Source organism: Streptomyces sp. NPDC107538 (assembly GCF_055657445.1).
Map to the genome: position 1 here is coordinate 89,015 of NZ_JBVKAY010000011.1, position 17,811 is coordinate 106,825.

14 protein-coding genes and 1 pseudogene are annotated in these 17,811 nt (G+C 71.0%); 7 read left to right on the forward strand and 8 right to left on the reverse strand.

What is annotated here, in order from left to right:
- The first annotated feature begins 273 nt into the window (after nt 1–273).
- Entirely contained in the window at nt 274–6,471 is a 6,198-nt protein-coding gene (locus ACZ7MG_RS31900; protein ID WP_471381424.1) for a DNRLRE domain-containing protein, read from the forward strand.
- A gap of 133 nt (nt 6,472–6,604) precedes the next feature.
- Here ACZ7MG_RS31900 and ACZ7MG_RS31905 read toward each other — a convergent pair whose 3' ends face one another.
- Nucleotides 6,605–7,204 (reverse strand): TetR/AcrR family transcriptional regulator, encoded by a 600-nt coding sequence (locus ACZ7MG_RS31905; RefSeq protein ID WP_471381427.1) that lies wholly within the window; start codon nt 7,202–7,204, stop codon nt 6,605–6,607.
- 75 nt (nt 7,205–7,279) lie between these two features.
- Here ACZ7MG_RS31905 and ACZ7MG_RS31910 point away from each other — a divergent pair, with 75 nt between their 5' ends.
- Together ACZ7MG_RS31910 and ACZ7MG_RS31915 are read left to right on the forward strand one after the other, a co-directional pair.
- Nucleotides 7,280–7,972, forward strand: coding sequence for an NAD(P)-dependent oxidoreductase (locus ACZ7MG_RS31910; RefSeq protein ID WP_471381430.1), 693 nt, complete (start codon nt 7,280–7,282; stop codon nt 7,970–7,972).
- A gap of 67 nt (nt 7,973–8,039) precedes the next feature.
- Nucleotides 8,040–8,690, forward strand: a complete 651-nt coding sequence (locus ACZ7MG_RS31915; RefSeq protein ID WP_471381431.1) for a GntR family transcriptional regulator — start codon at nt 8,040–8,042, stop codon at nt 8,688–8,690.
- A 14-nt stretch (nt 8,691–8,704) separates the two neighbouring features.
- Here ACZ7MG_RS31915 and ACZ7MG_RS31920 read toward each other — a convergent pair whose 3' ends face one another.
- The 4 genes and pseudogenes from ACZ7MG_RS31920 to ACZ7MG_RS31935 form a co-directional block, all read right to left on the reverse strand.
- Nucleotides 8,705–9,115 carry a nuclear transport factor 2 family protein gene (locus tag ACZ7MG_RS31920; protein ID WP_471381433.1) on the reverse strand — a complete coding sequence of 137 codons (411 nt, stop codon included), beginning with the start codon at nt 9,113–9,115 and terminating at the stop codon, nt 8,705–8,707.
- A 2-nt stretch (nt 9,116–9,117) separates the two neighbouring features.
- Complete coding sequence (locus tag ACZ7MG_RS31925; RefSeq protein WP_471381436.1) at nt 9,118–9,924, reverse strand: MBL fold metallo-hydrolase; 807 nt, start codon at nt 9,922–9,924, stop codon at nt 9,118–9,120.
- 52 nt (nt 9,925–9,976) lie between these two features.
- Nucleotides 9,977–10,592 (reverse strand): annotated as a pseudogene (locus ACZ7MG_RS31930) (DsbA family protein).
- Between the two features lie 142 nt (nt 10,593–10,734).
- Nucleotides 10,735–11,229, reverse strand: coding sequence for a MarR family winged helix-turn-helix transcriptional regulator (locus ACZ7MG_RS31935; RefSeq protein WP_471381438.1), 495 nt, complete (start codon nt 11,227–11,229; stop codon nt 10,735–10,737).
- A 180-nt stretch (nt 11,230–11,409) separates the two neighbouring features.
- Between ACZ7MG_RS31935 and ACZ7MG_RS31940 the strand changes: the two genes are divergently transcribed.
- Nucleotides 11,410–12,402 carry a trypsin-like serine peptidase gene (locus tag ACZ7MG_RS31940; protein ID WP_471381441.1) on the forward strand — a complete coding sequence of 331 codons (993 nt, stop codon included), beginning with the start codon at nt 11,410–11,412 and terminating at the stop codon, nt 12,400–12,402.
- A 53-nt stretch (nt 12,403–12,455) separates the two neighbouring features.
- Here ACZ7MG_RS31940 and ACZ7MG_RS31945 read toward each other — a convergent pair whose 3' ends face one another.
- Entirely contained in the window at nt 12,456–12,602 is a 147-nt protein-coding gene (locus ACZ7MG_RS31945) for a hypothetical protein (protein WP_471381442.1), read from the reverse strand.
- Nucleotides 12,603–12,842: 240 nt separating this feature from the next.
- On the opposite strand from ACZ7MG_RS31945, the gene ACZ7MG_RS31950 reads away from it, so the two are divergent.
- From ACZ7MG_RS31950 to ACZ7MG_RS31960, 3 genes are all read left to right on the forward strand, one after another.
- Complete coding sequence (locus ACZ7MG_RS31950; protein ID WP_471381445.1) at nt 12,843–13,841, forward strand: 3-oxoacyl-ACP synthase III family protein; 999 nt, start codon at nt 12,843–12,845, stop codon at nt 13,839–13,841.
- 86 nt (nt 13,842–13,927) lie between these two features.
- The gene (locus ACZ7MG_RS31955; RefSeq protein ID WP_471381448.1) at nt 13,928–14,998 is read left to right on the forward strand and encodes a 3-oxoacyl-ACP synthase III family protein; all 1,071 of its coding nucleotides are present in this window, start codon (nt 13,928–13,930) and stop codon (nt 14,996–14,998) included.
- 12 nt (nt 14,999–15,010) lie between these two features.
- The gene (locus ACZ7MG_RS31960; RefSeq protein ID WP_471381450.1) at nt 15,011–15,808 is read left to right on the forward strand and encodes an SDR family NAD(P)-dependent oxidoreductase; all 798 of its coding nucleotides are present in this window, start codon (nt 15,011–15,013) and stop codon (nt 15,806–15,808) included.
- 121 nt (nt 15,809–15,929) lie between these two features.
- On the opposite strand, the gene ACZ7MG_RS31965 is transcribed toward ACZ7MG_RS31960, so the two are convergent.
- Together ACZ7MG_RS31965 and ACZ7MG_RS31970 are read right to left on the reverse strand one after the other, a co-directional pair.
- Nucleotides 15,930–17,438 (reverse strand): class I adenylate-forming enzyme family protein, encoded by a 1,509-nt coding sequence (locus ACZ7MG_RS31965; RefSeq protein ID WP_471381453.1) that lies wholly within the window; start codon nt 17,436–17,438, stop codon nt 15,930–15,932.
- Complete coding sequence (locus ACZ7MG_RS31970; RefSeq protein ID WP_471381456.1) at nt 17,438–17,689, reverse strand: acyl carrier protein; 252 nt, start codon at nt 17,687–17,689, stop codon at nt 17,438–17,440. The genes ACZ7MG_RS31965 and ACZ7MG_RS31970 overlap by 1 nt, the downstream gene beginning before the upstream one ends.
- Between the last annotated feature and the right edge of the window lie 122 nt (nt 17,690–17,811).

A 17,811-nucleotide genomic window follows, 5' to 3' on the forward strand; every position in this document is an offset into this window, starting at 1 on the left:
GCACACAGCCTGACGGTGTGGTGAGCAAGTCCGCCACTCTCGGCCAACGTTGGCCGGAAGTGATCACTTGTCATGCAACGGATTGACTTCTGTAAGCACGCTGTGAAGATCGTCAGGTGCTTGCGGGAAGACCCCGCACCGTTGCAAGGAGTGAGCTTGATAGCCACGTTCCTCAGACCCGGGCGGAGAGCGGACAGACCGTCCGTCCGGCCCTTCCTTCCCCCGGCCCGGCGAAGACGCCTCCGCTCGGTGGCGGCGACCGTCGTCCTGGCGATGGCGTTCGAAACCGCCCTGATCGCCGGAACCTCCACCGTCGCGGTCGGCCTCGGCCGCGAGGCCCCGGCCGCCCGCCCGGACAAGCGGGCGAAGGACCTCGGGTCCGCGACCGCCGGATCGGTGGCCGCCGCCCGACTCAAGGCGAAGATCCAGAACCGTCGGATCGAGGCGCTGGACGCCCGTACCGAGACGTCCACCGTGTATGTCGGCGCGGACGGGTCGGTGACCGAGGAGGCGTACGCCGGACCGATCCGGTTCCAGGACGACGAGGACCGATGGCAGGACATCGACGTCTCGCTGCGGAAGCTTTCGGACGGCGCGGTGGGCGCCCGACAGCATCCGCACGGGCTGCGCCTGGCCGGGAAGACCACGGCCCCCAAGGGGCTGAAGAGCGTCGGCGAGAGCACGGGTTCGGCCGGTGTGCCCCTGGTGACACTGGAGGGCCGCACCGGACAGCGCATGCGGCTGGGCTGGTACGGGGCCCTTCCCGCGCCGGTGATCGAGGGCGAGGAGGACAACGTCGCCCGCTACCGGAGTGCCCTCCCCTCGACCGACCTGCTGATCGAGTCGACGCGTACCGGCTACGAGCAGTACCTGGAGCTGAAGGACCGTTCCGCGGTCGACGCGAGCGGCGCGATCACCTACAGCCTGACGGCCAAGGGCCTGACCGCGAAGGAGAACAAGGACGGCTCGGTCTCCTTCGCCGACGCCAAGGGCAAGCGCGTCGGGGTGCTGCCGACACCGGTGATGTGGGACGCCCAGGTCGACGCCAGGTCCGGTGAGCACAAGCGGACCGCCGCGGTCGGGGTGAAGGTGGCCCAGGACGGCGACACCGTCACCCTGACCCTGACACCGGACGCGAAGTTCCTCGCCGACAGCGCGACGCGGTTCCCGGTGACGATCGACCCCGCGATCAACGTGGGGTCCAGCTTCGACACCTTCGTCCAGGACGGGACCACCACCGACCAGTCCGCCTCCACGGACCTCAAGCTCGGCAACAACGGCTCCTCCCAGGTGGCGCGGTCGTTCCTGTCGTTCCCGATGAAGAACATCACGGGCAAGCAGGTCTCGGCGGCGAAGCTGAACCTGTTCGCCTACCACTCGTGGTCCTGCACCGCGAAGAGCTGGGAGGTGTGGTCCACCGGCGCCGCGAGCACGTCCTCGCGCTGGTCGGCCCAGCCGTCCTGGGGGACGAAGTACGCCACCAGCACCCAGACCAAGGGCTTCTCCAGCGCCTGCGCCGACGGCTGGGTCAACGCCGATGTGACCTCCCTGGCCAAGGCATGGGCGGCCAACGGCAGTGCCACCAACCATCTGGGCGTGCGGGCCACGGACGAGACCGACCCGTACGGCTGGAAGCGGTTCTACTCCGGCAACGCCGCCGCCAACACGCCCTATCTGTCGGTGACCTACAACTCGGTGCCCGAACTGCCGACGCTGATCGCCCCGCTGACCGCGGCGGCCACCAACGACACCACGCCGACGCTGTCGGCGAAGGCCCTGGACGGCGACGGCTCGCAGGTCACCCTCGACTACGAGGTGTGGACGTCCACCGGAACCGCCGCCCTGCGCACCGGCTCCAGCGCCGCGGTCGCCTCCGGGGCCCAGGCCAACTGGACCCCGGCCGCCCTCGCGGCGGGCTCCTACAAGTGGCGGGTCCGCGCCGGAGACGGCTCCGCCACCAGTGCCTGGTCGGCCTTCCGCACCCTGGCCGTGGACACCGCCTCCCCGGCCGCGACCTCGGTCGCCTCCGGCGACTTCCCCGCCGGACAGTGGTCCGGCACGCCCAACGGCAGCGGTGACTTCACCGGCGGCTTCACCCTCACGCCGCCGTCCACGGACGTCAAGGAAGTCCAGTGGCAGCTGGACGGCGGAGCCTGGCAGACGATCGCCACCACCGGCGCCGCCGTGACGGCCAAGCCGGTGTTCCGCGCGGGCCGGCACACCCTGTCCGCCCGCACCAAGGACGCCGCCGGCAACGCCTCCGCCACCACCCCCTTCGTCTACTACGCCGGCTCGGGCGCGGCACTGCTGACCCCGGCCCAGGGGGACCGGCCGGCGCGGCGGACCGTACTGTCCGGCCAGGGCAAGACCGCCGACACGGGCGTCCGCTACCAGTACCGGCGCGGTGAGACCGACAGCTGGAAGGACGTCCCCGTCACCGACGTGCGCCGCAAGTCGGACAACGCGGCCGTCGCCGCCTGGCCGGTGAAGGTGACCGGCGGGCTGCCCGAGGAACTGGTGTGGAACATCACCAGCACCCTCGCCGAGGACGGCCCGGTGGACGTCCGCGCGGTCTTCACCGACGGCTCCAGCACCGACGCCTCGCCGGCCGCCTCCATCACCGTCGACCGCGACGCGGGTGCCGCGCCGACCCAGGCCGCCGGCCCGGGAGACGTGAACATGCTCACCGGCGACCACACGCTCTCCGCGACCGACGGTTCGGCGTTCGGCCTGACCGCCAACCGCACCGCCTCCTCACGCCGTCCGACGGCCGGCGGGCAGCAGGAGGGACAGGTCGCGATCTTCGGTCCGCAGTGGACCGCGGGCGCCGCCTCGGAACTCACCGACTCCGCGTCGCTGTATCTGCGCAGGACGTCGGACACCTCGGTCGCGCTGGTGGACATCGAAGGCGACGAGACCGGGTTCACCGCGACGAGCGGCAGCGGATGGAAGCCCGAGGAAGGGGCCGAGGCCCTGACCCTGACCGGCAGTCTCACGGGCTCCTTCACCCTGAAGGACACCGAGGGAACCACCTCGCAGTTCACCAAGATCGACGCGGCCGCGACGACCTGGCAGCTCTCCAAGAGCTCGCTCTCGACGGAGAACTCCACCACCTCGCTGTACTCGGAGAAGGTCACCGTGGGCGGCACCGTGCTGGCCCGCCCGAAGTATGTGATCGCCCCCTCGTCGGCGGTGAGCAACGAGACCTGCGCCAACGCCCCGTCCACCAAGGGCTGCCGGATCCTGGAGTACCAGTACGCCACCACGACCACGGCGACCGGCAGCACGCTCGGCGACTACGCCGGGCAGGTCTACCGCCTCCGCCTCTGGTCCACCGACCCGGGCGCGTCCACCGCGACCGCCACGGTCATCTCCAGCTACGCGTACGACGCCTCGGGCCGCCTGCGTGAGCAGTGGGATCCCCGGATCTCCCCGGCGCTGAAGACGGCGTACACCTACGACAGCGCGGGCCGGGTGGTCACCCAGACCCCGCCGGGCGAGCTGCCGTGGACGTTCGAGTACGGCAAGGCGGGCGCCAGTTCGGTGGCCGGCGACGGCATGCTGCTGTCCGTCTCCCGGCCCACGCTGAAGCCGGGCAGCAAGGACGAGCCCGACGGCGGCAGTGCGGCGGTCTCCCTCGTCTACGACGTGCCGCTCTCCGGGACCAAGGCGCCCAACCAGGTGTCCCCGGCCGACGCCAGGACCTGGGCCCAGACCGACACCCCCACGGACGCCACCGCCGTCTTCCCCGCCGACCAGGTGCCCGCCTCGCACAACGGCGGCGACCTCGCCGCGGGCGACTACGACAAGGCGACCACCACCTACACCAACGCCTCGGGGCTCCAGGTCAACACCGGCCTGCCCGGCCGGCACCTGACCACCACCCAGTACGACGCGTTCGGCAACGTCGTCTTCGAGTTGGGGGCCACCAACCGCGAACTCGCCCTCGGCAGCGAGGACTACCAGGTCAACACCCAGAGCGAACTCGGCATCCTCTCCGATTCACCGGCCGAGCGCGCCCAGAAGCTCGCCACGGTCGCGAAGTACTCCTCCGACGGCAGACGGATCGTGGACCAGCTCGGACCGCTGCATCTGGTCACGCTCACCAAGCAGCTCGCAGGCGACTCCGACAGCCCCGACATCCCGGCCGGCACCCAGGTGCCCGCGCGAGGACACACCGTCACCCGCTACGACGAAGGCCGTCCCACCGACGGGTCCGCGCTGGTCATGGACCAGCCGACCACGACATCGACCGGCGCGTTCGTCGAGGACTACCCGGCCGACGGCGACATCCGCACCAGCACCACCGGCTACGACTGGGTGAAGGGTCTGCCCACCAGCACGGTGACGGACCCGAACGGGCTCAAACTGACCCGCACCTCCGTGTTCGACGCCCAGGGACGCGTCACCAGGAACAGCCAGCCCAAGTCCAGCGGAACCGATGCCGGGACGCTGGTCTCCCAGTACTGGTCCGCCGGTGGCACCGGAGCGTGCTCGGGCCGCCCCGAATGGGCGGACATGCTCTGCTCCAGCGGCCCCGCCGGAAAGATCACCGGGGGCGGCTCGAACCCCGACGAACTGCCCACCAAGACCCTCGAATACGACCGCTGGGGCAACGTCAGCAAGGTGAGCGAAACCGCGAACGGGGTGACACGCACCACCGTCACCACGTACGACGCGGCCGGACGAGGAAAGCAGATCCAGATCACCGGGGGTGTCGGCGCAGCGGTACCGACGCAGACCATCACCTTCGACTCCGCCAACGGCCAGGTGGCCACCATGTCCGACGGCGCCACGACGGTGCGTCACAGCGCCGACAAACTCGGCCGTGAGATCTCGTACGACGACGGTGCGGGCAATGTCACGCGCACCGAGTACGACGCCCGCGACCGCGTCACGAGAAGAGCCGACTCGGCTCCTTCGGAGACCACCTACAGCTACGACAGTCTGACCGGGCAGCCGACCCGCATACATGACTCCGTCATGGGAGGCATCGGCGACGTCACCGGCTCCTACGACTCCGACGGGCGGCTGTACCGGCAGAAGCTGCCCTGGAACATGGACGTGGAGTTCAACCTGGACCCCACGGGCGCGGAGACCTCGCGCTACTGGCACTGGGAGTCCGGCTGGACCGTCCAGGGCGAGTCGCTCAGTGAGAACATCCACGGCCAGGTCGTCTCCCGCACCACGTACACCGGCGGTGGCGCGTACCAGGAGTACACCTACGACGCGGCCGGCCGGCTGACCAAGGCCGACGACACCCAGACCGGTGTCACGACCCACCGCGGCTACGGGTTCGACGACAACACCAACCGCACGTCCCTGGTGACCACGGTCGACGACGTGGACGGAGGAGCCCCCACCAGCACGACGGTCAACTCCTCCTACGACAGCGCCGACCGGCTGATCGCCACCGGCACCGCCTACGACGCCTTCGGCCGCACGACCACCCAGTCGAGCGGCGCCGAGAACGCGTACTACGCCAACGATCTGGTGCGCCGGATCACGGCGCGCGGCGAGCGCACCACCTGGGGCCTCGACGCGGCCGGCCGCCTCGCCTCGTCCACCACGGAGAGCCAGGACGACAACGGCGCCTGGTCCACCACCGCGACCACGCGCAGCCACTACGGGGCCGACGGGGACAACCCCACCTGGATCGGCGAGGGCGACGACAAGATCACCCGGAACCTGTCCGACCTGACCGGCGGCCTGATCGCCACCACCGGCGCGACCTCCGCCGAGGTGGTCCTCCAACTCGCCAACATCCACGGCGACATCGCCACGCAGATTCCCCTGGTGGACGCCACCACACCCGTCGTCAACGGTTACGACGAGTACGGCAATCTCCTTCCTGGAACCGACGAGGCCCGCTACGGCTGGCTCGGCGCGGAGCAGCGCTCGTCCGAGACTCCGAGCACGGTCACGCTCATGGGAGTTCGCCTCTACGACTCGGACACCGGGCGATTCCTGTCCGTCGACCGCATCGTCGGAGGAAACGCCAGCTCCTACGACTACTGCTTCGCCGACCCGGTCAACTGCTATGACATCAGCGGAAACTACAGCATCAACGGCCTCGTCCCCGAAGCCGCGATATGCGCCCTGTTCCTGCTGTGGTGTGCGGACATGGCCTACATCACGTACTGGGCTCTCGGGGAGGCCAAGAAGAGGTATTCGGGAGCGAAGCAGAACGCTTACCGCCACTGCATCTGGCAGGCGATGCTGACCTGGGCGGTCGGCTCCTCCCTGGCCAAGGCTCTCGGCAACGCCCACGAGAAGAACGCGGGAAGAGGCGAGGCCGCGAAGCGTGATTCCGCGGCCGACAAGTTCAACAACAAGGTCGGAAGAAAGCTGGGAGGAAAGATCACGGCCTGGACGTACGGAAAGGCGAAGGAAACGGCCTGCCGCTTCTGCAAGGACGCGGTGAAGAAGCACAAGCTGAAATCCAACGCCAAGGGAAAGAATATGGTCTAGACCGTTTCTGACGGCTCCTGAGTCCGCCCGCGTGCGGGCACGGGCAGAGCGGGGTGGTGCGGAGGTCGCGCGCCACCCCGTTCGGCATGAGGCCTGTCCGGTACGGCGTCCGCCGGGCTCCTCCGTCGGGTTCCTACGGCCTTCGGGTACGGCTCGGGGCCAGTGCGGCGCGCAGGGCCGGGGTGAGGGTGTGGCGGATCTGCGCCGGGGTGAGGGAGGCGGGCGTCGGGAGGGGGTTGAGGTAGCGGGTGTAGATGAGGCCGCCGAGGATCGTCACCACGGCCGTGGCGCGGGCGGTCGCGTCCCGGCCGCCGAGAAATTCAACAAGCCGGGCCAGCAGCTCGCGTTCGAGATACTCGCGCATCACCTCGGCGGCCTCGTCGCCCTGGGCGGTGAGCTGCTGGAAGCCGGCGTCCTCCCACAGACCGGTCACCGCGTCGACGAGTCGCTCGGGGAGGGTGGCCGGGTCGCCGCCGAGGACGTCGTCCACCGCCAGCGCGTTGGCGCACTGGAACTGCATCACCTCCCCGAACAGGCCCTTCTTCGAGCCGAAGTGGTACGCGATCAGCGCCGGGTCGACCCCGGCGGCACCGGCCACCGCGCGCAACGTGGTGCTCCGGTAGCCGTGTTCCAGGAACAGCGCACGGGCCGCCGAGACGATCGCCTCACGGGTCGGCGGGTTGCCGCGGGGGCGTCCTCGGGTGCGGGCGGGGGCAACGGCGGCGATATTCATCAGCGTTGAGCCTGCGCCGGGGGACCAGCACAGTCAAGGGCGTTCCGGGAACCACACGAAGGGATGACCCGACCCATGCGTATCGCAGTCTTCGGCGCCAACGGACCGACCGGCCGCCGCCTCACCGACCAGGCCCTCGCCGCCGGCCACGAGGTCGTCGCGGTGACCCGCAGACCCGGCTCCCTCCCCGCGCGGCCCGGCCTGGCCGTCGCCGAGGCCGACGCCACCGACCCGGCGGCCGTCGACGCCGCGATCGACGGGACGGACGCCGTCCTCTCCACGCTGGGCACGCGCTTCGGCAAGGAGACCATCACCACGTACTCGGCCGGCGCCACCGCCATCACCGGAGCCATGGCCCGGCACGGCATCAAGCGGCTGCTCGTCGTCAGCTCCAGCATCGCCGACCCGGACTGGCGCCCGACCGGCGCGCACTTCTTCAACCACGTCCTCGACCCGCTGGTGAACCGACGGCTGGGCCGCACCCTCCACGAGGACATGCGCCGCATGGAGGCCGTGATCCGCCGGACGGACCTCGACTGGACTCTCGTCCGGCCCTCGGGCCTCTTCGACCACCCCGTCGTCACGGACTACCACACCGCCGAGACCAGCGCCGACGGCGTCTTCACCGCCCGCGCCGACCTCGCCGCCGGCATGCTGCGCGAACTGTCGGACCGGCGCTACGTCCGCACGGCCATGGGCGTCATCACCACCGCCGTCAAGCCGAACATCGCCAAGCTGATCTGGAACGAGGCCGTGAAGAAGAAGTGAGCGTCCTGATATATCAATTGTTCCGCTAACGTGGGCGGTGTCGGAGTCACCGTGAGGAGGGCGTGCCATGTCGGTCGCCGTGTCGGAGGGGCAGCCCTCCCTGGCCGAGCGGGCCTACCAGGTGCTGTGCGACCGCCTGGTCACGCTGCGGATCGCGCCCGGTACGCCCATCAACGACGAACAGGTGGCCGCCGAGCTGGGCGTGGGACGTACCCCGGTCCGCGAGGCCCTCAAGCGCCTGGAGGCGGACCGGCTGGTGGTGGCCTACCCCCGGCGCGGCACCTTCGCCTCCGAGGTGCAGATCACGGACCTGGGCCATCTCACCGAGGTACGCCTCCAGCTGGAGCCCCTGGCCGCCGACCTCGCCGCACGCCGGGCGAGCCCCCAGGACCGGGCCGTACTGACCGGCCTGCTGGCCGAGTTGGACGCGAACGCCGGGCGCGAGGTCGGCGACCTCATCGAACTGGACCTGCGGCTGCACCGGGCGCTGTACACCGCCACCGCCAACCCGTTCCTCTGCGACACGCTCGTCCGCTACGACAACCTGGCCACCCGCATCTGGTGCCTGTTCCTCGGCCGGCTGCCGGGGCTGGCCGGCCATGTGGTCGAGCACGGCCCGCTCCTGCGCGCCGTACTGGCGGAGGACGGCGAACGCGCCGCGGGCCTGGCCGCCGACCACGTGAAGAGGTTCGAGTCGGCGATCCGCGCCCTGCTCTGACCTCCGGGCGCGGGTCAGGTGGTCATGGCCTCCCGGACGAGGGCCGTGTCCACGAACTGTTCGAAGCGGACGATGAGGCCGCCGCGTACGACGAAGTGGTGGGCGACGCGGACGTCGATCGGTTTGCCGGTGGCCTTGTGGGCGGCCGTGTAGCGGGCGAGGACGACGACGTTCTCGCCGTCGACGACATAGGTGTCGTCGTGGGCGGTCCAGCCGTCCCAGTCCTGGCCGAGCTTCTCCATGACGTTGGCGGTGACCCCGCCGGGCGTGCGGTAGGTGCCGGCGAGCGGGAAGCCGGCCATCTCCGTCCACTCCACGTCGGGGGCGAGGGTGGCGCGCAGGGCCGCCAGGTCACCGGCGGCGGAGGCGAGGTACTGGCGGCGTACGACGTCGGCGGGTGCGGGGGAGAGGGTGAAGTCGCTCATGTTCAGCCCCACTTCATCTCGCCCTTGGCGACCTTCGCACCGATCTGTGCGGCGATCTGCATGCCGTTGTCCGGGTAGCGCGCGACGAGGGCCTCGGTGAGGGAGGCGCCGTCCGCGGCCTTGTCCAGCTCCTCCTCGAAGGCGAGCAGGTAGTCGCGGGTGGCGGTGATGGCGGAGGCGTCGGCCGGGGTGCCGGGCAGCCGGTGGCCGGGGACGACCAGCTCCGGCCGGAGCGCGGCCATCTCGTCCAGCAGGTCGATCCAGGACGCGCGGTCGCCCGGGGTGGGGGTGTCGGCGACCCAGACGTGCTCCTGCTGGAAGAGCAGGACGCCGCCGAGGAGGGCGCGCTGCTCGGCCTGCCAGAGGTAGTGGCGGTCGGGCAGCGCGGCCGGGCCGCCGCGCAGCTCGAAGCGGTGGCCTTCGAGGGTGAGGTCGCCGGTCAGCGGGGTCAGCTCGACCAGGCGGGTGGGGAGGTTCGCGCCGAGCGCCCCCCAGGCCTTGAGCTTGCCCTCGTAGGAGTGCTTGATGTGTTCGATGACGAGGGGCGTGGCGACGAAGACCGCGTCGGGGAAGGCGTCGGCGAGCACTTCGGCGCCGAAGTAGAAGTCGGGGTCGCCGTGGCTGACGAAGACGGTCGTCAGTGTCTTGCCGGAGTCGAGGATCTCGGCGGCCAGCCGGTGGCCGTCCGCCCGGGTGAAGGCGGCGTCGACCAGCAGGGCGTCCGTCTCACCGGTGACGAGGGTGGCCGTCTTGTTCTTGACGCCGGCCGGGAAGTCGAGGTCGAGGACCTTGAAGGAGAGGGTGCTCACGGGGAACTCCTTGAGGGGGTGGGAGGGGGGACGGTCAGGAGGTTCGGGAGGGTCAGGAGGTTCGGGTGGCCGCGTGGGACGCGAGCCGCTGGTCGACCTCGTCCGCGGTGGCGTGGCCGTAGGCCAGGGGCGTGAGGGAGGTGCCCTCGACGGCCAGCAGGGTGGGGTAGCCGGTGACGCCCAGTTCGGCCGTGCGGCGGAAGTCGGCCTCGGCGGCGGCCTTCGCCTCGGGCGAGGCGAACGCCGCCACGACGGCGTCCGCGTCCAGTCCGGCGGCCTCGGCGACCGCACGGTACGTGGTCGGGTCCGACAGGCTGAGGCCGTCGGCGTAGAAGGCGTCCTGGAGGTCCGCGGCCAGGAGTGCGGCCCGGTCGGGGGCTGCCTGGCGCAGGGCGGCCGTGCCGCGGGCGGCGGCCTCGGAGTCCATGACGAACGAACCGTCGGCGATCAGCCGCTCGTAACGCGGCGCCGGTCAGCTCCGCGATCCGGGCGTTCGCGCCCTGGATGTGGCCGAACTCGCGGATCGGCACCTGGCGCGCGCCGGTGAACAGACCGCCGGAGACCACCTCCACCGGCAGTTCTGGGTGGCGGGCGACGACCTCGCGGAGCGTCCCGGAGAAACCGTGGGACCAGCCGCAGTAGGCGTCGAAAACGTAGACCAGCTTCATGGTGACCTCGACAGGCGTGTGATCGTCCACCCGGTGCGGGCGATCACCTGATGGAACAGTAACTGACGAGTCAGGTATTTCGGCAGGTGGATGTGAGGTGGACCACAAGGGTGTGGTGACGGGGGCGGCGGGAGGGTGCGGGTCAGGGGAGGCGGGGCAGGACGTCCCGGGCCGTGTGGCTGAGGATGCGCAGGTCCTCGGCGAACCGCTCACGGTCGGCCTCCGGGAGGGGGGTGACGAAGTGCTGCTTGATGTTCTCGACATGGACCCGGGCGGCGCGCACGGTCGTCTCCTCGCCCAGCGGGGTCAGCCGTACCAGTTTTCCACGCCGGTCGGTGGGGGACTCCGCCCGGGTCACGAGCCCGGCCGTCTCCATGCGGTCCACCAGCCGGGTGGCGCCGCCGGTGGTGAGCACCTGCTCCTGGGCGATGGCCCGCATCGGCAGTCCCGGCTCGCCCGCCCGGCCGAGGATCAGCAGCACCTCGAACATCAGATGGCTGATGCCGCACTCGACCTCCAGGGCCCGGCCGAGGATGTACTCCAGCCGGTTGGCCGCGCCCTGCAGTCGCCCGAACGCGAGGACGAGTTCGTGGTCGGCGGCCTCCTTCGCCGAACTGATGCCTGTCTGCTCGCTCACGGCCGCGCCGCCCCTCTCCCGGTCCCGACTGCCACGGTACCGATCATGCCAACATTCGCCGGTCGTACCGCGTGGGGTGATTTTGCGCCCATTGTGACGTGTACCTGTCCAAGTGGGGGGTGGGGTGGCACTCTGCGTTGCGCGAGTTCGTCCTCGTCCCCCACCGCTGAAGGAGTACGCGTGAGAGACATACGCCGCTCGTCCCGCCCCCTTCGCACGTCCCGCCCCTCCCGCAGGCCCCGCTTCGTCGTCGCCGCTCTGCTCGGGGCCGCCGCGTTGCTCGGTGCCGGTGTGTTCGCGGCGCCCGCCGGGGCGGCCACGGCAGCGGACCCCGCCGCGTTCTGGACCGCCGAACGGATGCGTCAGGCCGTGCCGTTGGATCTGCCGACCGTGGACCAAGCCCAGGTGAAGGCCGGCTCGGTCGCCAAGGGCCGGGAGAGGACGGTCGCCCCGACCCTCCCGGGCGTCCAGGACGAGGTCGGGGTGCTGGCCTTCCCCAACGGCGGGGGAGCCTGGACCGGTGGCGGGGCCGTGCAGTCCACGGCGGGACGGGTGTTCTTCACCTACCAGGGACGTACGGCCTCGTGTTCCGGCAACGCCGTCACCAGCTCCAACAAGAGCACGGTCATCACCGCCGGGCACTGTGTGAAGCTGGAGGGGGCCTGGCACACCAACTGGGTCTTCGTGCCCGGGTACCACGACGGACAGGCCCCGTACGGCAGATGGAGCGCCACGAAGACCCTGTCCACGCCGCAGTGGACCGCGAGCGAGGACATCAACTACGACATCGGCGCGGCCGTCGTCGCGCCGCTGGACGGGAAGCTGCTGACGGACGTCGTCGGCGGGCAGGGGCTGGCCTTCAACACCGGCTACAACCAGGCGATGTACGCCTTCGGCTTCCCCGCCGCCTCCCCCTACGACGGGGAGAAGTTCATCTACTGCAGCGGCACCACCAACCGTGACTTCCTGCTCTCCGACGACCACGGCATGACCTGCAACATGACCGGCGGCTCCAGCGGCGGCCCCTGGTTCACCCAGTTCAACGAGTCCACCGGCACCGGCCTGTTGTCCTCGGTGAACAGCTTCAAGTACAACTTCCTGCCCAACCGGATGTACGGGCCGTACTTCGGCACCGACGCGCAGAACCTGTACCAGACCGCGCAGACGTCCTGACCGCCAGGGCTCGGGCGGCGGCGGCCCTGCCACACGGCCGCCGCCACCCGAGTTCACGCGCCGGTGACCCCGTCGATCCGCTCCCGCATGAGATCGGCGCCGCCGATCAACTCACGGCCCGGGCTACCTCCGCCCGCGAAGACCCGCTGGGACCAGTTGCGGTCCACCTGAACGAGGCCCAGCAGCGTTCGGCGGAACAACACACCTCGTATCAGGACCTCGTGGATCTCCTCGCCACCACTAGGGTTCCCCTCTTGCCGCACAGTGCCGAAGCTCTCGATCGGCCCTCCCGCGCGCGGCGCGGAGCAGCGGTGTCCCATCGGCGCTCCAGTGATTGTCGAGGTCGGCGGCGGAAGGTTGGGGTGGTCAGTCCTGAGGGAGGGAGCCTCGTGATGCAGCTCACCGCCCGGCTCCGGTTCCCGTGAGAGGTGCGCGCGACAGTGGCGAACGACTGTGTCGGAATCCTGGGGACCGGCTCCTATCTGCCCCAAGGCGTCGTCGGCAACGAGGAGTTGGCGCGGCGCGTCGGCACCAGCGCCGAGTGGATCGAGCGCAAGACCCAGATCAGGACCCGGTGTTATGCCGCACCGGACGAGGCCGCCTCCGATCTCGCCGTCCGGGCCGGCGAACGGGCCCTCGCCCAGGCCGACATCACCGCCGACCGGATCGACTGCGTCATCGTCTCCACGTCCACCGGTGACGCCCCGCTGCCCCCGACCTCGAACCTCGTCCAGCGCGAGCTGAAGGCCCACAACGCCGCCTGCCTCGACCTGAACGTGGTGTGCAGCGGCTTCGTCTACGGTCTCGCGCTGGCGCGTGCCTACATCGCCTCCCACCCCCGCAGCCATGTCCTGGTGGTCGCGGCGGAGGTCTACTCCCGGATCCTCGACTTCGGCGACCGCCGCACGGCCGTGCTGTTCGGCGACGGCGCCGGTGCCGCGGTCGTGGGTCCCGTGCCGTCGCCGTACGGGTTCGTCGCCTTCGACCTGTCCAGCCACGGCGAGGGACGCAACCTGGTCAGGGTGGAGGCGGGCGGCAGCCGCAGGCCGGCCTCGCACCGGACGGTGGACGCGGGGGAGCACTGCTTCCGCATGGACGGCCGGCTGGTGCGCGACTTCGTGATGACACAGGTCCCGCCCACGCTGGAGCGGCTGTCGGCACGCGCGGGCATACCGTTCGACCGGATCGACCACCTGGTACCGCACCAGGGCAACGGCGCCCTGCTCCACGCCCTGGTGGAGGAGGTGGGCCTGACCCATGTCATGACGCACCGCACCGTGGAGAAGTACGGCAACGTCGGCAGCGCCTCGATCCCCGTGACGCTCGACGAGGCCAGCCGGGCCGGGCACCTCCGGGACGGCGATCTGATGATGGTCAGCGGCTTCGGCGGCGGCCTCTCCCTGGGCTCCTGCCTGCTGCGCTGGGCGGCGCCCCGGTGAGGAACACGTCGGCCCCCGCCGGGTGACCGGGCGGCGAGCGAGTACGACGACCGTACGTCCCCCTTCCCCGAAAGGTGTCGCCGACGGTGGCCGAACACTCTGCCGGAATCCTTGCGACCGGCTCCTACGTACCCAAGGACGAGATCGACAACGCGGAGGTCGCGCGGCGGGCCGGCGCCACCGCCGAGGAGATCGGACGCGGGACGCGGACCAGGACCCGGCGTTACGCGGCCCCCGACGAGGCCGCCTCCGATCTGGCTGTCCGGGCCGCCGAACGGGCCCTCGCCCAGGCCGGTGTCACCGCCGACCGGATCGACTACCTCGTCGTCTCCACCGCCACGGGCGACTTCCCCCAGCCGCCCACCGCGCACCTGGTGCAGAACGCCATCGACGCCCACCGCGCGACCTGCTTCGACATCGGTGCCGCCGACAGCGGTTTCCTCTACGGACTGGACCTGGTCGACGGTTTGCTACGGCTGCACGGAGGCGGACTCGCGCTGGTGATCTGCACCGAGGTGTACTCGCGGTTCATCGACTTCGCCGACCACCGCACGGCCGCGCTCCTGGGGGACGGCGCCGCCGCGGCCCTGGTCGGGCCGGTGCCCTCCGGCCACGGCTTCCTCCGTACGGTCCTGTCCGGTCCCGGCGACACCCACGAGGCGCTGCGGATCCGGGCCGGGGGCAGCCGGGTTCCGCCGTCCCACGCGTCGGTCGCCGCCGGCGGCCACCACGTATCGGCGGACCGTCGCGGGACACCGGACTCCGTGCGGGCGTACGGGCCCGCCGCGCTGGCCGGGCTGGTGCGGGACGCCGGATACGGGCCGGAGCAGATCGACCACCTCGTGGCGCACCAGCCCGCCGGGCTTCAGCCCCGGGAGCTGGCCCGTGCCTCGGGTCTGCGTGACGCCAGGGCCCACTGCACCGTCGAGGAGTACGGCGACGTAGGCAGCGCCTCCGTGCCGCTCACCCTCGACCTCGTCAACCGGGCGGGACTGCTGCACGACGGCCAACTGGTCCTGCTGGCCGGCCTCGGCGGCGGCACGTCGATCGGCGCGTCGCTGATGCGCTGGTCGGTGCCGAGCCGACCGACGCGCGACGGACGGCCGACCGCCGTCGACACCCGTGTACCCGCACGTGAACGTGAACATGAAGCGTGAAGGAGACGCGCCATGCCTGTGACCCCCCTGGTCCGTGACTACGCCGACGCCACCGTCGTGATCACCGGCGGCAGTACCGGAATCGGCCTCGCGAGCGCGCTGCGTTTCGTCGACGCCGGGGTGCGGCGGGTCGCGCTGCTCGGCCGGAATCCCGAGCGTGGGAAGGCGGCGAGGATGACGGTCGAGAGCCGCTGTCCGGAGGCCGAGGTCGTCTTCGCCCAGGTGGACGCCAACGAGGTCCCCCAGGTGGAGCGGGCCGTGGCGGAGGTGCACCGAGCCCTGGGCTCGATCGACGTCCTGGTCAACTCCACGCCCCCGCCCGCGCGTCACCGGCCCGAGCTGCTCCACCGCACACCGCTGGCCGACGTGGCGTCCATCCTCACCACCCTGGCCGTACCGCCGATGCACATGACCCGGGCGGTGTTCCCGGTCATGCGGGAGCAGGGTGGCGGGAGCGTGATCAACATCGCTTCCGACGCCGCGAAGATCGCCACGCCGGGGGAGAGCGTCATCGGCGCGGCCCTGGCCGCGATCGTCATGTTCTCCCGGACGGCGGCGATCGAGGGCAAGCGCGACGGGATCCGGGTGAACGCCGTGACGCCCTCACTGGTCGCGGGCACTCCGCTCACGGACCGCGTACTCGCCGACGGGTTCAGCAAGAAGATCTTCGAGAAGGCCGCGCGGCTCGCCCATCTCGGGGTGGCCGAGCCGGACGACCTGGCGTCGCTCATCGTCTTCCTCGGCGGCCCCGGCGCGGCCAGGCTGACCGGCCAGGCCATCAGCGTGACGGGCGGCATCTCCGCGGCGTGAGCCCGCCCCGATCCCGGCCCGCCCCCTGCCGTACCCGGCCCGCCCCCTGCCGCACCCCGACCCGACTCCTGCCGTACGGGGCCCCGGCCGAAATCGGGACCCCGTACCGGCGGAGCGCGGGTCAGACGGGCAGCAGCCTCTTGAGGATCTTGCCCGCCGGGTTCCTCGGCACCTCTTCGATGAAGCGGATGTGCCGGGGCCGCTTGTACGCGGCGAGGAGGCCCGCCAGATGGGCCTGCACCGCCTCGGGCGTGGTCCCTTCCTCGGCCACCACGAAGGCGAGCGGCGCCTCGCCGTAGTCGGCGTCCGCCACGCCGACCACGGCGGCGTCGCGCACCGACGGGTGGGAACGCAGGGCCTGTTCGATCTCCCGGGGGTAGACGTTCTGCCCCGCCCGGATGATCAGGTCCTTGCTCCGGTCGACCAGGTGCACCCGGCCGTCACCGTCGATGAAGCCGAGGTCGCCGGTGCGGATCCAGCCGTCCACGGTGATGTCGGCGGTGGCCTGGTCGTCGTTCCAGTAGCCGCGCATCACACCGGGGCCGCGCACACAGATCTCCCCGATGACGCCGGCGGCCGTCTCCTGGTCCTTCGGGTCCAGGGCCTTCACCGACATGCCGGGGATCACCCGGCCGGCCGGGATCACCTCGGTGGTGCCCGGCGCGGGATGCTCCTCCGGGCCGAGCGTGACGAACGGACCGCCCACCTCGGTCATCCCGTAGACCTGCCGGAAGCCGCATCCGAGCCGCTCGACGGCCTCGGCGTGGATCTCCGGCGGCATCGGCGCCGCACCGTAGAGCACCTCGCGCAGGCTCGAAAGGTCCGTGCTCTCCAGCGACTTCGGCTGCATCAGGAAGCGGAGCATCTGGGGCACCAGCCAGACGTGCGTGGCCCGGTTCTCCTCGATCGCGGCCAGTGCCCGCTGCGGCTGGAAGCCCGGCATGAGCACCACGGTGGCGCCCGCGGCCATGTAGGTGAGGGAGACGACCATGCTGCCGTGGTACAGCGGGCAGCAGTTGACCATCACGACGTCGTCCGTGGGCCCGGCTTGGGTGAGCCAGCCGAGCGCGATGGCCCGGAACGAGGCGTGGTCGACGGCGACGCCCTTGGCCCGGCCGGTGGTCGCCGACGTGTGCAGGATCGCCGCGAGCGCGTCGTCCGGCACGTCGGGCAGGCCCGCGCTTCCGGCGGGGTCCGCCGCGGACCCGCCGAGCAGGACCGGCCCGTCCCCGGCGCACATCGCGGCGAACTCCGCGTCGTCCAGCGGCACCCGGATCCGCACCGGGAGGTCCGGATGCCGGTCCAGCAGCGCCGACTCACCGACCACCGCCACCGGGGTGCAGCGCTCCGCGATCCCGGTCACCTCGGCGGGGGTGAGACTGTGGTTGAGCGGGACGAACAGCGCTCCCAGCCGGGCCAGCGCGAAATACGTCTCCAGGACCTCGATACGGTCCAGCGACAGGACGGCCACCCGGTCCCCGGCCCCGATGCCGCGCCCGGAGAGCCCGTGCGCGAGCCGGGCCACCCGGTCGTCGAACTCGGCCCAGGTGACCGAGCGGTGCGCGTCCACCAGTGCCGTCCGGTCCGGGAAGCACTGGCGGTTGCGCCGCAGCAGCTGGGTCAGCCACATCACGCACCGTCCGGCCGCGAGGCGGCGGGCGCGCGGTCGGCGAGGAACCGCTCGTAGTCCCCGATCGTGGACAGCTTCTCCATGTCCGGGGCGGTGATCTCCACCCCCATACGCTGCTCGACGAGGAGGACCAGACGCACCAGGTCCCCCGAGTCGATGCCGCTGGCGGCCAGATCGGTGTCGTCGCTGAGTTTCTCGGCGTACTCCGACGTGCCGGTCAGTTCGGTGAGTAGCTCACGGATGGTGCTCATACAGGTCCACCTTTCGAAGCGCCAAGCGGTGTCTCGGATCGGAAGGAGGAACCGGCGGGCGCCCGAAATCCCCGCCACTGCTGTGGTGTTGCTCACGCGGCTACGGCACGTGGTGAGGGATT